This window comes from Gemmatimonadota bacterium, assembly GCA_026702745.1.
In the GTDB taxonomy this organism is placed as follows: Bacteria; JAAXHH01; JAAXHH01; order JAAXHH01; family JAAXHH01; genus JAAXHH01.
Window position 1 is genome coordinate 102,003 of sequence record JAPPBT010000102.1, and the last position, 18,130, is coordinate 120,132.

The 18,130-nt window shown below is 60.9% G+C and carries 18 protein-coding genes; 16 read left to right on the forward strand and 2 right to left on the reverse strand.

Annotated elements, in window-relative coordinates:
• Positions 1-21 precede the first annotated feature (21 nt).
• The 16 genes from OXH56_16710 to OXH56_16785 all read left to right on the forward strand — a co-directional run bounded on the left by OXH56_16710 (position 22) and on the right by OXH56_16785 (position 14,487).
• Positions 22-1,293 (forward strand): hypothetical protein, encoded by a 1,272-nt coding sequence (locus OXH56_16710; protein ID MCY3556952.1) that lies wholly within the window; start codon positions 22-24, stop codon positions 1,291-1,293.
• A 3-nt stretch (positions 1,294-1,296) separates the two neighbouring features.
• Positions 1,297-2,307: an FAD:protein FMN transferase gene (locus OXH56_16715; GenBank protein MCY3556953.1), complete on the forward strand. Its 1,011-nt coding sequence runs from the start codon at positions 1,297-1,299 to the stop codon at positions 2,305-2,307.
• 133 nt (positions 2,308-2,440) lie between these two features.
• Complete coding sequence (locus OXH56_16720; protein ID MCY3556954.1) at positions 2,441-2,884, forward strand: FMN-binding protein; 444 nt, start codon at positions 2,441-2,443, stop codon at positions 2,882-2,884.
• On the forward strand, positions 2,881-3,375 hold the full coding sequence (locus OXH56_16725) for a hypothetical protein (protein ID MCY3556955.1): 495 nt from the start codon (positions 2,881-2,883) through the stop codon (positions 3,373-3,375). The genes OXH56_16720 and OXH56_16725 overlap by 4 nt, the downstream gene beginning before the upstream one ends.
• 3 nt (positions 3,376-3,378) lie before the next feature.
• The gene (locus OXH56_16730; GenBank protein MCY3556956.1) at positions 3,379-3,642 is read left to right on the forward strand and encodes a FeoA family protein; all 264 of its coding nucleotides are present in this window, start codon (positions 3,379-3,381) and stop codon (positions 3,640-3,642) included.
• Between the two features lie 172 nt (positions 3,643-3,814).
• Positions 3,815-5,020, forward strand: a complete 1,206-nt coding sequence (locus OXH56_16735) for a PepSY-associated TM helix domain-containing protein (protein ID MCY3556957.1) — start codon at positions 3,815-3,817, stop codon at positions 5,018-5,020.
• The gene (locus tag OXH56_16740) at positions 4,989-5,387 is read left to right on the forward strand and encodes a hypothetical protein (protein MCY3556958.1); all 399 of its coding nucleotides are present in this window, start codon (positions 4,989-4,991) and stop codon (positions 5,385-5,387) included. The genes OXH56_16735 and OXH56_16740 overlap by 32 nt, the downstream gene beginning before the upstream one ends.
• A 187-nt stretch (positions 5,388-5,574) precedes the next feature.
• Positions 5,575-7,785: a ferrous iron transport protein B gene (feoB, locus tag OXH56_16745; protein MCY3556959.1), complete on the forward strand. Its 2,211-nt coding sequence runs from the start codon at positions 5,575-5,577 to the stop codon at positions 7,783-7,785.
• 126 nt (positions 7,786-7,911) lie between these two features.
• Complete coding sequence (locus tag OXH56_16750) at positions 7,912-8,178, forward strand: hypothetical protein (GenBank protein MCY3556960.1); 267 nt, start codon at positions 7,912-7,914, stop codon at positions 8,176-8,178.
• Positions 8,179-8,213: 35 nt separating this feature from the next.
• Positions 8,214-8,780: a nitroreductase gene (locus tag OXH56_16755; GenBank protein ID MCY3556961.1), complete on the forward strand. Its 567-nt coding sequence runs from the start codon at positions 8,214-8,216 to the stop codon at positions 8,778-8,780.
• A gap of 81 nt (positions 8,781-8,861) precedes the next feature.
• The gene (locus OXH56_16760) at positions 8,862-9,389 is read left to right on the forward strand and encodes a thioredoxin family protein (GenBank protein ID MCY3556962.1); all 528 of its coding nucleotides are present in this window, start codon (positions 8,862-8,864) and stop codon (positions 9,387-9,389) included.
• 26 nt (positions 9,390-9,415) lie between these two features.
• Positions 9,416-9,922 (forward strand): DUF402 domain-containing protein, encoded by a 507-nt coding sequence (locus tag OXH56_16765; GenBank protein ID MCY3556963.1) that lies wholly within the window; start codon positions 9,416-9,418, stop codon positions 9,920-9,922.
• A gap of 162 nt (positions 9,923-10,084) precedes the next feature.
• Entirely contained in the window at positions 10,085-11,050 is a 966-nt protein-coding gene (locus OXH56_16770) for a PhoH family protein (GenBank protein MCY3556964.1), read from the forward strand.
• 18 nt (positions 11,051-11,068) lie between these two features.
• Positions 11,069-11,611, forward strand: coding sequence for an rRNA maturation RNase YbeY (gene ybeY / locus OXH56_16775; protein MCY3556965.1), 543 nt, complete (start codon positions 11,069-11,071; stop codon positions 11,609-11,611).
• Positions 11,604-12,926 (forward strand): hemolysin family protein, encoded by a 1,323-nt coding sequence (locus tag OXH56_16780; GenBank protein ID MCY3556966.1) that lies wholly within the window; start codon positions 11,604-11,606, stop codon positions 12,924-12,926. Before ybeY ends, OXH56_16780 begins: the two co-directional genes overlap by 8 nt.
• Positions 12,919-14,487: a sulfatase-like hydrolase/transferase gene (locus tag OXH56_16785; GenBank protein MCY3556967.1), complete on the forward strand. Its 1,569-nt coding sequence runs from the start codon at positions 12,919-12,921 to the stop codon at positions 14,485-14,487. The genes OXH56_16780 and OXH56_16785 overlap by 8 nt, the downstream gene beginning before the upstream one ends.
• Here OXH56_16785 and OXH56_16790 read toward each other — a convergent pair.
• Together OXH56_16790 and OXH56_16795 are read right to left on the reverse strand one after the other, a co-directional pair.
• On the reverse strand, positions 14,438-15,631 hold the full coding sequence (locus OXH56_16790; GenBank protein ID MCY3556968.1) for an ATP-binding protein: 1,194 nt from the start codon (positions 15,629-15,631) through the stop codon (positions 14,438-14,440). The genes OXH56_16785 and OXH56_16790 overlap by 50 nt on opposite strands.
• 98 nt (positions 15,632-15,729) lie before the next feature.
• A complete protein-coding gene (locus tag OXH56_16795) occupies positions 15,730-18,123 on the reverse strand; it encodes a GWxTD domain-containing protein (protein MCY3556969.1) in 2,394 nt (797 codons plus the stop codon).
• Positions 18,124-18,130: the final 7 nt, after the last annotated feature.

Consider the following 18,130-nt stretch of genomic DNA (forward strand, 5'->3'; position numbering starts at 1 on the left):
AAGTCGAAAGGACTCCATTAGATGTACTGTCGTATACTGATCGCCGTGATCGGCCTGATAATCCTTCCCTACATGGCGTTCGCGCAGGACGACACGAAGGATGAATCCGAGGAAATCAAGCGGCGTATCGACGCGCTTGCCCAGGAGATTGAACAATTGAGACTGGGCGAAGCGCTGGTGGAGGCCGATCAGATGCGCTTCGGCTTCGGACCTGCTGCATCAAAGATCTACCGGACCGAACGCGGCGTGTCCATCGGCGGTTACGGCGAGGCTGTGTATTTCAATTACGCCGGCGAAAAAGACGACGGCTCGAGCGGCAAGGCGGACGTGACCGACCTGTTGCGCGCCATCGTGTACGTCGGATACAAATTCAACAGCAATTGGCTCCTCAACACCGAATTCGAATTCGAACACGGCTCGACGGGCGTGGGCGGCAGCGTCTCAGCCGAGTTCATCCACCTGGAATATACCCACAGTCCCGCCTTCAACATGCGCTTCGGCCTGTTGCTCGTTCCCATGGGACTGGTCAACGAACTGCACGAACCGACGGTCTACATGGGCGCGAACCGGCCGGACGTCGAGAAATCCATCATACCCAGTACGTGGCGGGAAAACGGGATGGGTATCTACGGCGACACGGGCAAATTCTCCTACAGGGCCTACATCGTCAACGGGCTCAGAGGCTCCAAGTTCTCGTCGGGTGGCCTGCGCGGCGGCCGGCAGAAAGGCGGCAGAGCGGTAAGCGACCATTTCGCGCTGGTTGGACGGGTGGACGTCACGCCGCAGCCCGGATTCCTCTTCGGCGGGTCATTCTACTATGGCAACTCGGGCCAGGATCTGGCACGGGAAAATACCAACGTCAAGGTCCCGACGGGCATCTACGAAGGCCATGTCGACATTCGCCATTCGGGACTGTGGCTGAGCGCCCTCGCCGCCTACGCGAAACTGGGTGACGTGGCGGCGTTGAACGATGCACTCGGCTATACCGATAACGGTTCCGTGGGTGAATCGTTGAATGGATTCTACGTCCAGGCCGGATACGACCTGTTGCACCGCTCCAGCTACGTCGGCCAGTCCTTCATGCCGTACCTGCGATACGAGCGCGTGAACACGCAGACCTCCGTGCCTTCGGGTTACGCATCAAACCCGGTAAACGACAAGGGCAGCATAACGTTTGGCGCCGCCTATCAGCCCGAACCCAGGATCGTGTTCAAGGTAGATTACAAGAACAACACCAACGAAGCGGACTCGGGACTCGATCAGTTCAACTTACAGGTCGGATACGTCTTCTAGCTCATGATCATCAGCCTGTTACTCATACCCTGGTTAACCCTGCTGCCCGAAGACCGGCCGGACCCCGTGCGCATCGAGCGTCATCTGACCCTGATGGGTACTACGCTGGTGATCTCGGTCGAAGCTCGGGATCGGGCCACGGCCCTTGATGCGAGCGAAAAAGCGCTGGCGGTGCTGCATCAGGCGGAGCGGAGACTGTCGACCTGGACGAACGATTCCGAACTGTCTCGATTGAACGAAGCCGAGGTGGGGCGGACGGTGAGCCTGTCCCCCGAACTGGCTGCGGATCTGACCGAAGCCCGGCGGTGGTGGATCGCGACCGGCGGTGCTTTCGATCCCGGGATCGGGAAGCTCACGGAGATATGGGGCCTGCGGAGCGGCGGGAAGAAACCTACCCGCGCGCTGCTCGACCGGACGGCGGACTTGCCGGGGTTGGAGGCGCTGGAAATGGACGGGCCTACCGCCGCTCGGCGGCATGCCGACTTGCGCATTGACGAAGGTGGATTCGGTAAAGGCGCCGGCCTGGACGACGCCGTACGAAAACTGAAGGAGACGGATGCGACGGTCGCCATGATCAACCTGGGCGGACAGGTAGCCCTTTTCGGTTCCGGCGAATCCGTTCGTTTCGAGGTGGCGGATCCTTCGGACCGTCAACGCGTCGCCCTGACACTGACCATCGACCGGGGAGCACTGGCCACATCGGGGAACAGCGAGAGAGGTCTCGTGATCGGCGATCGGACCTATAGCCATATCCTTGACCCGAACAGCGGGATGCCCGTGCCGGATTTCGGTTCGCTGACCGTGTGGGCCGATGACGCCTTAGCGGCGGACTGCCTTTCGACCGGCCTTTACGTGCTCGGACCGGAGAAAGCCCTGGACTGGGCGGCGGAATACACAGGGATTGAAGTACTCGTCCTGGAATCTACAGATGATGGTCTGAACGCCCGCGCGACAACCGGATTCAGGGGCCGAATCGATTCAGGAGGATCGGATGTCGTCCTGTCCTTCCGCTAATTGCGAATCGTCACGGCCGGACTTGCAGTCGGCATTTCGGTTCGGCTCATGGTTGCTTGCGGCTGTAGCACTGATAGCGATACCGGCCACTGCGTCCGCCAACGTTTATCTTACGGTTGGCGAAGCGCTCGAAATGGCATTCCCGGAATGCGAAATAGAGCGGCGGACGATTTACCTGACGAAGCAGCAGACAACCGATGCCGGCGGAATGGCACGGGTGGAACTGAACAGTGCAATCATTTACCCCTACGTGGCGTTGAAGGAAGGCCGTATCGCCGGTGTCGCGTATTTCGACAATCATATCGTGCGGACACTGGATGAGACGATTATGGTGGCCATTGATCCGGACGACAGGGTGCATCGCGTGGAACTGCTGGTGTTCAATGAACCGCCCGAGTACATACCGCCGGATGCCTGGTATCGTTTGTTCCCGGGTCAGCGATTGGACGACCACCTCGCCGTGAACCGGGGAATACGCGGCATACTGGGTGCAACCTTAACGACGCGCAGCACCACCGACGCGGTACGGCGCATGCTGGCGATTCATCATGTTATCAAGGATCAACTGGAACGTTGAACAGAATCGAAGCCTGGTTCGTGCATATCTCGACGATCCTCGTCGGGGTCACCGGGGTGATTTATGCCGTCATGCGGTACCTGATGGAACCCGTGGATACATATTCCGTGGTCAGCCACCCGTGGCAGCCCGGCGTACAATATCTCCATATCGTGGTCGCCCCGTTCGCGGTGTTCGCCATCGGGCTGATCTGGAAAAACCATATCTACGACCACTATCGACGCAGACTGACGACCGGACGGCGCAGTGGAATAAGTCTGATACTGACCATGGCGCCAATGGTCGTATCCGGATACCTGATACAGGTGTCGGTCGGCGAATCCTGGCGCATCGTCTGGATCGTCGTCCATTGCATTACGTCATTCCTATGGATAACCGGTTACCTTGTACACCAGGTGACCCATCTTCGTAAAAAGGGGACACTGCCTATTCGAAAAACACCTTTCAGTTCCGTAGCAAGTACCAGCATAGGACCCTCTGACACGAGATAACCCATGCACTCTGAACTCTTTACCAATACAACGGCGCAAACGATTCGCCTGGATGAACTGAAGCCCGGTGAAAAAGGAACGATCCGACAGATCAAGGGTACGGCGGGGGAAGAAGTTCACCTGATGGAACTGGGGCTGCTTCCCGGCACAACCGTCGAACTGATCAAACGTGCACCCATGGGCGACCCGATCGAGATTCGCGTACGGAGCTACCACCTGTCTATTCGTTGCTCGGAAGCCCGTTCGGTCATGGTGGAAAGAGGCTGAACTGAAGGTTACAAAAAAAGGACTATCGGTTCGGCTGGCCAGCTCTCCCCGATAGTCCCTGGACCAGGGGGATACGTACGCGTTTAGGGTACAATCCGATCCCGGCCTGTATTATTGAATATATGCCCCCTGGTGCTCGGTGTCAAATTCATCGGATCACTGTGGGGCTTACATGTTTCGCAAAACCATTTTCTGGATCCATCTCTCCTCGGGTGTCGTCGCCGGCGTGGTCATTCTGATCATGTCCGTCACCGGCGTGCTGCTCACCTTCCAAAGCCAGATCGTCGACTTCGCCAACCGGGATTACTCCACGGTCCGCCCACCCCATTCGGGCGCGGAGCGCATGGATCTCGATGCGGTGCTGTCGGCGGTCCGGAACGTCGAAACCGTAACGGAACCCACCTCCGTCACCATCCGTCCCGATCCGGACGAGGCGTACGTCGTGCGATTCGGCCGAGCGAAAACCGTCTTCGTCGATCCTTATAACGGGGAGGTCCGGGGCGAAGGAAACATCGCCGTCCGCGATTTCCTGCGCGAGATTGTGTACTGGCACCGCTGGTTCGCCGCGGAGGACGAGAACAGGGCAGTCGCCCGCGCGGTTACGGGCGCCTGCAACCTGGCGTTCTTCTTCCTGACCATCACGGGACTTTACATCTGGTGGCCCCGCAGGTGGACCTTCGCTGCTTTTAAGGCGGTCTTCCTTCCAAACTTCAAAGTCAAGGGAAAGACCAGGGATTTCAACTGGCACAATTCCTTCGGCATCTGGTGCCTTCCCGCCCTCTTCCTGATCTCACTGAGCGGCGTGGTCATATCCTATCGTTGGGCCGGCAACCTGGTCTACACGCTCACGGGAACGGAACCCCCGCAACGGACTTCACAGGCCGCCGCGGAACCGGAATACCCGGAGGAGGAATCCGCGCCGTCCCCTTTCGCGCCGTCCGAGTCCTTTCTGGATGCGGCGCGGAAGCAGGTTCCAGAATGGGCGTACATCACCCTGAACCTGCAGAAAGAAGGCGCGGTAACCACCACACTGACCGTATCTGAAATGGACAATCGCATTCCGCTGACCCGATCGACCCTTACCGTATCTACGAGCGATGCGGAATTAGTCGAATGGGTACCCTTCACCAGCCTGAACATGGGACGGCAGATCCGCACATGGCTGCGCTGGATTCATACGGGCGAAGCGGCCGGTTGGTTCGGCCAGCTCATCGCAGGCGTGGCGTCGGCCGGCGCCGTGGTCCTGGTCTGGACGGGGCTTTCGCTGGCATGGCGGCGATTACGAAGGTTCAACAGAACCCGGCAAGACAGGGCATACACTACGAAGGATATACCAGGAGAATCCGATGAAGAACCACACTTTGCTCGCACAGGATGAAGAGAACCTGACCCGGGTTTACCGATGCCACTCCGGTCATATACATGTCATCTATCGGCGCATCAACATCGCCCTGTCGACGGGCGAGTTCCGCGAACTCCTGGACTGCGTCGTACAGACCTTCGAGTACATTCAGAAACAAAGCCCGGAGAGCATGGCATCGAAACACATCGACGTGACGTTCGACGACACTGTCGTTAAAATGCCCCTGCCCGCCTTCAGCATGTTCGTGCATGTCCTCAGACGGGCTATGACAAGTTTTCAGCGACTTTTTTCCGACAATCCCGAACAACCGGTCGAATCAGGGCAGCAACGCACGGCCAAGCTCATCCCCTTTGCACCGTGCAGATACAGCCACCTGAATTGAGCGGCCAGGCGGGGCAAGGCCAGACGGGGCAAGGCCAGGCGGGGCAAGGTATGGTCAGCCCGGACATCCCATGCGCTTCGCTTTTTATTCCCTTATGTGATGTATTTAGTTATATTGTTTCGATCCGGGCTTGACGGTTTTCCGGCCCGGTTTTGATCCCGATCCCATTCAAGAATCAACCGGTGACATGGCCGAAACAACCAATACATACACGGCACGGGAATCCGTGTACGATGTACTCCTCGTCGGCAACCCGAATACCGGCAAGACGTCCGTATTCAATTCGTTGACCGGGCTCCGTCAGAAAACGGGCAACTATCCCGGCGTGACCGTGGAGAAGAAAACGGGCACCGTGACGGGTCCGGACGGCGGCACGCTTCGCCTGCACGACATGCCGGGGATGTACAGCCTTACCCCGAAGTCCCTCGACGACTCCATCGCCCGGGAGGTGCTGATCGGGGAGGCGGACGAGGAGCTGGACATCCGCCTCATCGTGGTCGTGGCGGACGCTTCGAACCTCAACCGGAACCTCTACCTGGTCACCCAGCTCATCGACCTCGGCATCCCCGTCGCCGTGGCCATGAACATGATGGACAACGCCGTCAGCAGCGGCATCCACATCGACCTGGACGCGCTTTCCGAACAACTGCAGGTCCCGATCGTTCCCGTGGTCGCTTCCCGCCAACAGGGCATAGACGAACTGAGACGGATGATGTTCGACCAGATCGGTCCGGTGGATCGGGATGCACGGACGGACGGTTCGACGGAGTCAGCCAGGGACGCGGTTTCCTTCGCCGAACGGTTTCCGCGGAGGCGGCTGCTGGGTGGTTTGCTCGACGAAGCGCTCGCCCCTGCGGCGGCGTGGTTCGGAGAACATACGAATCTGAACGAGGTGGCGCAGGCGTCGGAAGCGCTGCGCGTGACCTCGAGCGACCAGGCGCTGCAGACGTGGATGGAAGGCCGCCAGGATCCCTCTTGCAAGGAAGACCTGAAACGCATCGTGGAGCAGACGCGGGGCAGGCTGGACGAAATGCAGGTCCCGTGGCGCATGCTGGAGACCATCCTGCGGTATGACCAGATCGACGATCTCTATTCCAGGGTCGTGCGGGAGGATCGGGATGTCCAGGACAGCCTGAGTGTCCGGCTGGACCGCGCTTTCACCCACCGGATTGCCGGTCCGGTCATCGTCCTGGCCGTGTTCGCGCTGGTCTTCCAGTCCATATTTTCCTGGGCCGAAGCGCCCATGACGCTTATCGAGGACGGGATCGCCGCCCTGGGTGCCTTCGTCTACCAGTTTCTGCCCGCCGGCATGCTGCGGGACCTGCTCGTGGATGGCGTCATCGCCGGCGTGGGCGCCGTGCTGGTCTTCCTCCCCCAGATCCTCTTCCTCTTCTTCTTCCTGGCGCTGCTCGAAGACACGGGCTACATGGCCCGCGTCGCCTTCATTATGGACCGGTTCATGAAGAGCATGGGCCTGTCCGGCCACTCGGTCATGCCGCTGCTTTCGTCATTTGCCTGTGCGATTCCCGGCATCATGGCGACCCGTACGATCAAGAACTGGAAAGACCGCCTCATCACCATCATGATCGCGCCGTTGATGAGCTGCAGCGCCCGTCTGCCTGTTTACATCCTGCTGATCGGCGCGTTCTTTCCGTCCATGACGATTCTGGGCGTGTTCACGCTGCAGGGGCTCATGCTGTTTTCCATGTACATATTCGGGATCGTCGTCGCCATCGGCGCCGCACTGGTCTTCAAGCGGTTATTCATGAAGGACGCCGTTCCCACGAGTTTCGTCATGGAACTGCCGCCCTACCGGCGTCCGTCCCTGAAGTGGGTGCTCCTGCAGATGTACGAACGGGCGAAGGTCTTCGTTACAGAAGCGGGCCAGATCATCCTTGCCATATCGGTCGTCCTCTGGTTTCTCGCCTCGTACCCGCAGCCCGACGACTATGAAGCCATGTCGTCTCGATCGCGCATACAGCAGAGCTACGCCGGACAGCTCGGCCAGTTGATCGAACCGGCCATCGAGCCGCTCGGGTTCGACTGGAAGGTGGGCATCGGCCTGATCACCTCCTTCGTCGCCCGGGAAGTGCTGGTGAGCACCATGGCCACGATCTACAATGTGGAGGAGGCCGACGAGACCTCGGTAGATCTCCGGTCATCGCTTCAGGACGATGTGGACCCGGAGACGGGCGAGCGGTTGTATACGCCACTGGTGGCGGTCGCGCTCATGGTCTTCTTCGCCCTGGCTTGCCAGTGCATGGCCACGGTCGCCATAGTGAAGCGGGAGACCAACGGCTGGAAATGGCCCATCGTCATGGTCCTGTACATGACGGCCCTGGCCTATGTGGGATCCTTCGTCGTTTACCAGGGGGGACGGCTCCTGGGATTCGGATAAGCGTCGTCGGACTGTCTAGCAGCCGTCGGACCGCCTGGTAGCTGTCGGACCGCCTGGTAGCTGTCGGACCACTTGGCAGCCGCCGGACCGCTTGGCTTTTAACCCGTCCGCCATTATCTTGCTATCATGGACCTTCAAACTCTGATCGTCGCCATAGTCGTGGGGGTCGCGGCCGCGTCTGTCTTGCGCACCTTCACCCGGCAGTTCACCTCCCGGGACCGGAAGGGATGCGGAAGCTGCGCTCACGGCGGCTCGGTGCTGACCGGGCTGACCGGGCTGACCGGACAGACCGGGCAGTCCAGGCTGACCAGCGCATCGCGGGACGACGAGCTGATCCAGGTGGAGTTGATCCAGGTGAAGCCGATCCAGGTGGATGAGTCCGTCCGGGAATAGCTTACGCCTTAGAGGCAACGGTCGACTTCAATCAAATGTCCATACTCGATACGATCCGGAACAGAAGGTCGATTTACGAATTCAAGCCGGAACCGGTCCCCCGGGAAGTGATCGCCCGCGTGCTCGAAACCGCCGTTTGGGCGCCGAACCACAAGCTGACGGAACCGTGGCGCTTCCTGGTCGTCACCGGGAAGACCAAGGAAACCCTGGCGAAAATCTACTGCAGGATCCAGCGGGAAAAGACGAAATCGGACGATTCCGGCATCCTGCGGAAGGCGACGGAGAAGGGCTATGCCAAGATCATGTCCAAGCCCGTGATCATCGGCGTGGTCTGCAGGAAGGACGCGGACGCCTTCCGAGCGCGGGAGGATTACGCGGCCACCTGCTGCGCCATACACAATATCGCCCTGGCCGCCTGGGAAGAAGGCATCGGCATGCAGTGGAGCACGGGAGGGCTGATCCGGGATCCCGATACGCTGGAACTGCTTAAAATCAACGACAGGGAAGAAGAGATCGTAGGATTCCTCTACACCGGCTATCCCGCGCAGGTTCCCGCCCAGAAGAGAGTGCCGGCCGCCGAACGGACCGAGTGGTTCACCTGACCGATTTGTCAACCCGTCCCGGGCCGATCAACCCATCCCGTCAACCCGTCTAAATCAACCTCGAAACAGCCTGGAGACACCATGTCCGTAGTTTCCGAAAAACGATTCGAATCGGGATTCCTGTGGGACGACTACATGGGGAACAGCGAGAAGAATCTCGAGCGATTCCATGATAATTACGACAAGTTCAATCTGGAAGGGGAGGACGCCAGCTTCTTCGCCGCCATCGGAACGCCCCTGAAGGTGCTGATCCTCGCGGAGGACTGGTGCGGCGACGTGGTGCAGAGCCTCCCGCCCATCGTCCGCATGCTGGAGGCCAGTCCATCCGTTTCTTACCGCATCTTCCGCCGGGACGAGAACCCGGACATCATGGACCGGTATCTCACCGACGGCTCGAAGGCCATTCCCTACCTGGTCTTCATGGACGCCGGCCGGAACGAACTGGCCCGGTGGGGACCGCGGCCCGAGGCGTGCCAGGCGATCATGCGGGACAACAAGGGCAGGATCCCCATGGATGAGATTTACCCGCGTATCCGCACCTGGTACCGGCAGAACGGAAACGGTCCCCTCGTCACGGAGATCCGGGACGTCCTCGAACGGATCACATAGCTCTTCTCGGATCGCGTAGCCCTTCCATGGCCGCCACCATTACGGAAATCAAGCACAACCCGGGCAAGCCCGATCAGTCCTTCCAGTGCGGCCTGCTGCACCACGGCGGCAGCCGCATGGTCATCTCCTACCGGTCCGACCGGCCGTACAGCCAGGGCGACATCCGGATCCCTGCCGGCACGCTGACCCTGGCGTACTACGAGGTGGGGCTTCCGTACATTCTCTGGAAAATGATCGGATCCGGCGGCCGCCTCGTCGGACATTACGTGCACCTGTGCGACCGGGTGCGGATCGGACCGGACCGCGTGGAATACGACGACCAGTTGCTGGACCTGTGGTTCTTCCCGGACGGCGGCTGCCGCGTGCTGGATGAGGACGAGTTGAAGCAGGCCAGCGACGACGGACTGATCGACGGGCAGACGGCGGATCGCATCAGGACGTCCGCCGCGGAAGTCCAGCGCGGCATACACCGGATCATGAGGGATTTCGACGCATTGCTCGCCGACCTTGGGATCGTAGTGCATTCCGGCTGACCCCGGCCCATGCGGCCGCGTAGGCAGCATTCGGAATACGCTTGACACGGACCGGCTTTAGCCTTAGATTTTACTTACGGGAAACGTGGCGAAAGCGTGGCCTGTCCGGACAATCGGAACAGGTCGGCGAATCGCACCGTACAAGCATCGACCTTCCACTATATGCCATCATTGAAAAACACGGTTACGCAACGCCTGTCGGCCAAGGGCATCGATCCCCTCGCGCTCTACGGCCAGTTTGACTCCAGGCTGCGCGCCATCGAAAGCGAATTCGACGCCAAAATCACCGCCCGGGGCGAAGAGGTCGTGATCACGGGCAAGGCGGAAGAGGTAAGGCAGATCACCCGTGTGCTGCGCGAAATGATCAAGTCCGTCCAGCAGGGCCGGGCGAAGGAAGTGGATGACATCATCCGGGCAACGCGAACCGGGACGAAAAGCGGCGAAGACCAGGGATCGGGTTACGGCGAGTCCATCGACGTGCTCTCCCGGCGGGAACGGATCCGGGCTCGGAGTCCCAATCAGCAGAATTACGTGGATCAGGTCCGCAAGTGCGATATCGTCTTCTCCATCGGACCTGCCGGCACGGGGAAGACCTACCTGGCCGTCGCCATGGCCATCTCGGCCCTCCGCCACGGTGAAGTCGACCGGATCGTGCTGGCGCGGCCGGCCGTTGAAGCGGGAGAGAGTCTCGGCTTTCTGCCCGGCGATCCGCGGGAAAAAGTGGACCCGTACCTGAAGCCGCTCTACGACGCGCTGCACGACATGATCCCGAACCACAAGGCCGGGCGGCTCATCGAGGACGGGACCATTGAAATCATCGCCATGGCGTACATGCGCGGCCGTACGCTGAACAACGCCTTCGTCATACTCGACGAGGCCCAGAACACGACGACCGCGCAGATGAAGATGTTCCTGACCCGCCTGGGCGCGAACTCCAAGGCGATCATCACGGGGGACATCACCCAGATCGACTTGCCCGAGGAGAAGGTTTCCGGACTGGTGCACGTGCAGGATGTGCTCGCGGACATCCGCGGGATCTCCTTCGTGTACCTGACGGAGACGGACGTGGTCCGGCACCGGCTCGTCCAGGACATCATCAAGGCCTATGAACGCCATGAAAACCCGTAATTCCACCCGCGTCGACACTTGAATATCGAGATCGAGACCGTCCTGCCCGCGCCGGACATCCCGCGCGAGGCGCTATGGACCGCAGTCTGCCGGGTACTCCGGGGCGAAGGCCGGGACCATGCGGCCGTGACCGTGGTGCTGGTCGATGACCCCTATATCCGGAAGTTGAATCACAAGTACCGCCATCTGGATCGCGCGACGGACGTGCTGTCGTTCGGAATGGAAGACGATCCCGGATCCGAAGGGGAAATCCTGGGCGACGTATACGTATCCGTCGACCGGGCCCGGGATCAGGCCGCCCGTCATCACGTGTCCATGGACGACGAGTTGCACCGGCTCGTGGTCCATGGGTGCCTGCACCTGCTGGGATATGACCACCACACCGCTTCACAGCGCAAAGTGATGCGGGAAAAGGAACAGGTCTATTCGGCGAATGCGGCAGGCCAGATCGACCAGGCCGACGTGACCGCACGGGCTGACCAGGCTGGCCAGGCTGACCAGGCTGGCCAGGCTGACCACGGGATTCCGGAAGGTAAAGTGGGAGAAAAAAGTTTTGGATGACGACATTCCCCTATTGGTCGAGTGGCTAGTCCTCATTGGATGCACCCTCTACGCCATGCTCCTGACCGGAGCGGAATCCGCGTTTTCCAGCCTGCCCAAAACCACGCTCCAGGAACTCAAGGCCGCCCACGAGGGCGGACAGTCCAGCCGCGTTACCCGGTGGCTGGACAACCAGGAGCGCCTCTTCACCACCCTGCTGATCGGGAAGATCATCACCACGGCCGGCGTCGTGATCTCCGTGGTGGCGCTGTTCCTTACCCCGCCGCTCACCGACTGGTTCGGTTCGACCCTGACCCTGACCCTTTCCGGACTGTTCGCCATCGGGCTCCTGCTGGTGCTTATCGAATGGCTGCCCAGGTTGCTCGTGTCGCACTACTCCGACCTGACCGTCCGCGTCTCCGCCGTGCTCGTGCTCATCAGCTACTGGCTGTTCTGGCCGCTGATCACGCCGCTGTTGCTCGTCAACCGGCGCATGGCGCGCGCTGGGCTCTTCAGCAGCGGACGCAATCCATACTGGCTCGACGACGAACTGCACCGGGTGCTCGAACTGGAAGAAACCCACGAACTGAAACCCGACGACAAGGAGATGATCAGCAGCATCATTGAAATGCACGACACCAACGTGCGCGAAGTGATGGTCCCGAGAGTGGACATGGTGTGCGCCGAGCGATCCAGGCCCATTCCCGAACTGCTGGAGCTCATCCGCGAGATGGGACATTCCCGGATTCCGATCTACGGCGATTCCGTCGACGATATCGTAGGCGTCGTCTATGCCAAGGACCTGCTCCAGCTGAGCGAAGACCCGGATGAGGAGAAGGACCTGGACGGACTGCTTCGCCCGCCCTATGTCGTACCGGAGACCAAGAAAGCCGCCGAGCTGCTGAAAGAGTTCCAGCAGGAGAAGATCCACCTGGCCATCGTCGTGGATGAACACGGGACCACCGCGGGACTGGTGACCCTGGAGGACCTGCTCGAAGAGATCGTCGGCGAGATACAGGACGAGTACGACGACGAGGATCCCATGTACGAAGCGACGCCCGGCGGCTCGTACATCGTCCACGCCCGGCTTAATATCGATACGCTGAATGACATCCTGGACCTCGATATCACGCCCGACGGGTTCGAAACCGTTGGCGGCCTGATCTTCAATGAACTCGGCCGGGTGCCCGAACCCGGAGAGGATGTGCCGTTCCCGAACGCCCGGATCGTGGTGCGCGAAGTCGAAGGGCAACGCATCATCAAGGCGGAGGTGACCCGGCTGCATCCCCGGTCCGAAGAGGACGGCGACGGCGCGATGGAGGACCGCGTTGCCTAACCCTCCTGGCCCGCCTGGTCCGGACCGCCCGTCTGGCTCGAATAGCCCGTCTGGCTCGACTAGCCCTCCTGGTCCGGACCGCCCCAACATCATCCTCATCATGACGGACCAGCAGCGCATCGACACGATCCGCGGCTGGGACCATCCCCACATGGTCACCCCGGCCCACGACCGGCTGGTCGCCGAAGGGGTTTCCTTCCGGCAGGCCTACTGTCCGGGCGCCACCTGCGTGGCCTCGCGGGCCGCCGTATTCACCGGCATGTACCCCCACAACACGGGCGTCTACAGTTTCCAGCCCTGGGGCCTCCACCGCAACTGGGTGCAGGACCTGGCGGAAAACGGCTACTGGTGCGCCAGCATCGGCAAGATGCATTTCATGCCCCGGGACATCCCCGGCGGGTTCCACGAGCGGGTCGTCGTCGAGAATCCAACCGGGATGAGCCTGGCCGGCGGCGGCGCGGACGACGACTGGGGCCGGTACATGACCTTCCACGGCGTGGAGCGGCCCAACGACCGTCACCTGACCGACCCCGACTGGTGGACCAGACTGCAGGGCGTGCCCTGGCACGAGGAGGAGCGCTTCCACAGCGACGTCTTCATCGGAAACTCGGCGCTCAACTGGATCCGCAGCCACCGCGGCGACAAGCCCTTCTTCCTCGAAATCGGATTTACGGGTCCCCACGAGCCCTGGGATCCGCTCCCTCGTCACCTGAGCCTGTACGACGATGTCGAGATACCCATGACGGTAACCAGGGATAACGAACTGGAGGAAAAGCCGCCCCAGCAGGAAGCGCTGAAGAAGATGTTCTCCACGGCCGGTCACGAATCCGGCATCAACATGTACCTGGCCAACGACGAACGCATCGACCGCATGCGCCGGCACTACTACGCCAAGGTGACCACGGTGGACGAAAAGATGGGAGAGATCCTGGTCGCCCTGGAGGAACGGGGCTACCTGGAAAACACCCTGGTCATCTTCTGCTCGGACCACGGCGAGAACCTGGGCGACCACGCCCTGGCCTACAAGTGGCTGATGTACGACACCATCACCCATATTCCGCTCATCATCCGCTACCCGGACCGCCGGCGCCGGGGCGACCACGTAAGCGACCTGGTCTCCCTCATGGACCTGGGTCCCACCATCCTCGAGGCGGCCGGCGTGCCGGTCCCCACCTACCTGGAAGGGCGCTCTCTCCTGCCCTACGCCGACCCGGATGGAGAGGTCGTTCCGCGTGACTACGTCTTCTGCGAGGACAACTACCAGATCATGATGCGCAGCCCGGTCCACAAGATGGTATATTACATCGGCCAGGAGGAGGGCGAGCTGTACGACCTGGAAGCCGATCCCGGCGAACTGTGGAACAGGTGGGACGACGATGCTTATGCGGGGATCAAGGCGAAGATGAAGGAAGACCTGCTGGAATGGCTGGCGGCCAGCAACTACTGGCACGCCGGATACAAGCGGGACCGCTCCGCGCACTACAATGTGCGGTGGCCCACCGGGGAGAACGTCAATCTCCAGGGGCCGCCCGCGGAGGATGCGGAGAAGCCGGGGTTGTAGGTGTGAAGAGCCCGGAGCCTTTGATATGTGAAAGGGGCGTTACGGTTATGTCCCTTCCGATTGCATAGGTCTTGCAACCGGGATAGACGACGTACAGATGATCCAGGGCCAGATCCTCCAGTGCAACACGCATGGAACGGGTCACGCGCGGCGCGTCCTGCCGTTTGCACTCCACGCCGATCCTCAGGCCGTCCCTGATCAGATAAAGGTCCAGTTCGGCGCCATTGTGGGTCGCCCAGAAACAGGCCTCATCAGGCTTGAAGGCAGACAGAACCTCCTCGACGACGTACCCTTCCCACGAAGCCCCGGACTTCGGATGCGACATCAGGTCCCTTTCCGATCGTATGCCCAGAAGCGCATGAAGCAGACCGCTGTCCCGGACGTATATTCTGGGCGACCTGACCTGCCGCTTCTTCAGGTTGGCGAACCATGGATTCAGCCGCCTGACCATGAACAGTCCTTCAAGCACGTCGAGATAGCGGCGGGTCGTGGTTTCGGCGACACCGAGTGACCTTGCCGATTCGGCCGCGTTCCATACCTGGCCATGATAGTGGGCCAGCATGGTCCAGAACCGAAACAGCGTGGCGGCCGGCAGACGCAGACCGAGTTGCGGCACGTCTCTTTCGACCACCGTTTGCATGAATTCCCTGCGCCAAACGGCGCTATCCACCTCCGTCGCGGCGAGGTACGACCTCGGAAATCCCCCGCGCAGCCAGTGCTTCCGCTGGTGGGCGACTTCTACCTCGGATAAGCTGAATCCCCGCATCGTGATGCGTTCCACGCGACCGGCCAGCGATTCCGACGCGTGACGCATCAGGTCCGAAGAAGCGCTGCCCAGGATCAGGAACCGTGCTGGCGATGGCGTACGGTCGACCAGTACGCGCAGAATTGGGAACAACTCTTGCCGACGTTGTATCTCGTCGATGACCACGAGACCCTCGAGCGGATCGAGCGCCGTCATAGGCTCATCCAGCCTCGCCAGACTTGCCGGGTCTTCGAGGTCGAAGTAGTTCAGGTGGTCATATGGCACCAGTTGCCGGGCCAGGGTCGTTTTTCCGCACTGCCGAGGCCCCAGAAGCAGGGCGACGGGACTGCGCGAGAGGGCTGTCGAGATCGACGTCAAGAGGTCGGGTCGGGGTACCATACGATGAATATACCATGATAATCGAGCATGTCAAGGTGGATTTTCATGGAATATGGTTGCCGCCCGCTGAAGACGCGGAGAAACCGGGGTTGTAGCCCCTAGCCCTGCACCACGATGAAATCGACCGTCTTCGTGTCCTGCTGTCCGGTATGGAGATCCGTGACGGTCAGCGTCATGGTATAGGTCCCGGGATCCAGGTCCGCCGTTTCGATCGAGGTGTATTTGAAATCGTCCGGCGACGTGCCGCTGTCTTCGAAGGTCACATAGGCCGTCTGGTCGTCGGACCGTTGGCTGACCATGCGTCCCAGGGCGGTGAGGAATCTGAGGACGACATTGCGCTGGGGTTCCCTGGCGGCTATCTCCAGCTCCGTACGGAAGCCCGTCCGGCCTTCGGCATCCCGCTCCAGGTTGTAGATCTCGTAGTAGATGAACACCGGCGTCGCACTGGAATAGAGGCGTGCGGGGTGGGGCGTGATGAACAGGCCGTTGCGGACGAGCAGTCCTGCCGCGTCGGTGGGCACGATGGATGCGGCGAGCTTTACATCGCTCAGCTGTATCCGGTCCGCACTGTAATCCGAAATCTGGAGCGGCGCGGTAAAGATCCCGTACTTCTGCGACAGCGAATCCCGCAGGGAAACCGCGGACCGGTACGCCCCGGGCCGCGCACTGAAGCGGAAAGCGCCCGTAGAAAGCTGCAGATTGTCGTGCTCAGATGCGGGACGGCGAAGCGGTCCCATCCTGAAGGGCATAGCCTGTACGTAGTTGAAGTCCATGTCCTGAAGGGCGATTCGGCCGGACAGCCAGGTCCTTTCCCCGAGCCCGTCTTCCACGTTGCCCAGTTGGGCCGCGGGAAGGCTGTAGGCCACTTCCACGTCGGCCCGGTCGCCGGCGCCCTTGAAAGAGGCCAACTGGTAAACGAACGAGAGCGGCTCTCCGCCGTAGTCGTGCCGGTGGGCTTCGGGTACTTTCCGGATGAGTTCTTCGGCCTGTTTCCTTGGCGTATTCAAGAAGCTGTACGCGAGTCGGTCCGTCGTGCCGAAGTTGGTCGACTGGCCGGGAAGATCAATCACCTCAAGCGGGTAGTCGAACACCTTCGAGTTCCTCTGATCCGTAAAGAAGATCTCCAGACCGAAGGGGACGTAGACCCAACTTTCCGTTGGGAATGCGACCGATTTTGTCACGCGCCCGGCCCGTGCGCTGAATTCGCCGAAATCCTGGATCGGCGCTCCGGTGCTGACTTGCATATCGAATCGCTGCCGGCTGGTCTCGCGGATCATGTCCACGGCCCGAAGCCCCGTCGGGAAAATCGCGTTGACCACGTCCTCCCCGGATTTCAGGATGAACTGCTGACGGTCGTCCGGATGACCGTACCGGACATAGATCTCGCCGCGGCGGTCCCAAGGGTCCTTGCCCGTTGAAAAATGCAGCATGGAGAAGATCAAACGCCGGTAATGTTCCACCAGCCGTTCGTTGATCCGCGTCGTGGGATCGGGGTCTCGGGCCGTCCAGTAAGTTCGCCACAACGCCATCCTTTCCTCTTCCGTTGCTTCGAGAAACGCATCGGCTTCCTTCGAGGAGGCTACGATGGTGAGATCCTTGTACAGAGCGACTCGATCCGGGTTGATTTCCGACAGGACCGCGACGTATCGCCTCATGGCCCGGTATGCGCGTTCGTGCTGGTCCATGGAATGGTAATGGAACGCTTCGAGTTGTGCCGCCAGTCCGTCGATCAGGGGAATGACCGCCGAATCCTGTGCCGCGGCGATCTGCTGCAGCTGTGCGTATCCCTTCTGGTACTCCCCTGATTCAATGGAGCACGAGGCCAGGCGATTAATCGCATCGTCGTGCGCCGGATTAACGGTTGCCTGCTTGAAGTACCAGTCCATCGCGGATTCCGGATCGTCCTGGATCTCCTCGATGACGTATCCCAGTTGAAAGAAGGCATCGGGATGTCTCGGGTCCAACGCGATGGCGCGCCTGTAGGACGCGTCCTGGATCTTGTATTCCCTTTCGGCCGCACGGGGCCTGAACAGCGCCATCCGGATCTTCCCGTACGTGCGGCCACGGTAGTAGTAAATGTCCGCGGTGTCCGGCGCCAGTTTCTCGGCCTCGTCCAGGACCTCCCGCGCGTCCTTTTTCTTGTCTTTGAGGATGTAGACCCGTGCCAGTTGTATGAGAGTTGCCGGGGATGCGCTGTCAGTCTTCAGCGCTTCCTTTGCGGCGCGCTCGGCCTCGTCATACCTTCCCTGCCGGTCCAGCGCGCGACTCAGCCACAGGAAGGCCGCAGGCGAACCGGGCTGCCGTTCGAGCAGACTTCTCAGCGCGGATTCCGCCCTCCGGTATTCGCCCTGGTCGTACATCGCCCTGGCCTGGTCCAGGAGGGACTCCGCTTCCTGGGCGGCGGGTTCCGCTTCCTGGGCGGCGGCGGGCGGCGGCCAGCTGAAGTGCAACAGCAGGACTGCAAGTGCGGGTAGTATGCTCAGGTTCGACATGTTGCGC

Excerpts from the sequence above, each read along its gene's own strand:
- OXH56_16730 (MCY3556956.1), top strand. The coding sequence starts at position 3,379 with ATGCACTCTGAACTCTTTACCAATACAACGGCGCAAACGATTCGCCTG.
- OXH56_16715 (MCY3556953.1), top strand. The coding sequence starts at position 1,297 with ATGATCATCAGCCTGTTACTCATACCCTGGTTAACCCTGCTGCCCGAA.
- OXH56_16790 (MCY3556968.1), bottom strand. The coding sequence starts at position 15,631 with ATGGTACCCCGACCCGACCTCTTGACGTCGATCTCGACAGCCCTCTCG.
- OXH56_16755 (MCY3556961.1), top strand. The coding sequence starts at position 8,214 with ATGTCCATACTCGATACGATCCGGAACAGAAGGTCGATTTACGAATTC.
- OXH56_16740 (MCY3556958.1), top strand. The coding sequence starts at position 4,989 with ATGAAGAACCACACTTTGCTCGCACAGGATGAAGAGAACCTGACCCGG.
- OXH56_16795 (MCY3556969.1), bottom strand. The coding sequence starts at position 18,123 with ATGTCGAACCTGAGCATACTACCCGCACTTGCAGTCCTGCTGTTGCAC.
- OXH56_16710 (MCY3556952.1), top strand. The coding sequence starts at position 22 with ATGTACTGTCGTATACTGATCGCCGTGATCGGCCTGATAATCCTTCCC.
- OXH56_16760 (MCY3556962.1), top strand. The coding sequence starts at position 8,862 with ATGTCCGTAGTTTCCGAAAAACGATTCGAATCGGGATTCCTGTGGGAC.
- feoB (MCY3556959.1), top strand. The coding sequence starts at position 5,575 with ATGGCCGAAACAACCAATACATACACGGCACGGGAATCCGTGTACGAT.
- OXH56_16735 (MCY3556957.1), top strand. The coding sequence starts at position 3,815 with ATGTTTCGCAAAACCATTTTCTGGATCCATCTCTCCTCGGGTGTCGTC.
- OXH56_16750 (MCY3556960.1), top strand. The coding sequence starts at position 7,912 with ATGGACCTTCAAACTCTGATCGTCGCCATAGTCGTGGGGGTCGCGGCC.
- OXH56_16770 (MCY3556964.1), top strand. The coding sequence starts at position 10,085 with ATGCCATCATTGAAAAACACGGTTACGCAACGCCTGTCGGCCAAGGGC.
- OXH56_16720 (MCY3556954.1), top strand. The coding sequence starts at position 2,441 with ATGGCATTCCCGGAATGCGAAATAGAGCGGCGGACGATTTACCTGACG.
- OXH56_16765 (MCY3556963.1), top strand. The coding sequence starts at position 9,416 with ATGGCCGCCACCATTACGGAAATCAAGCACAACCCGGGCAAGCCCGAT.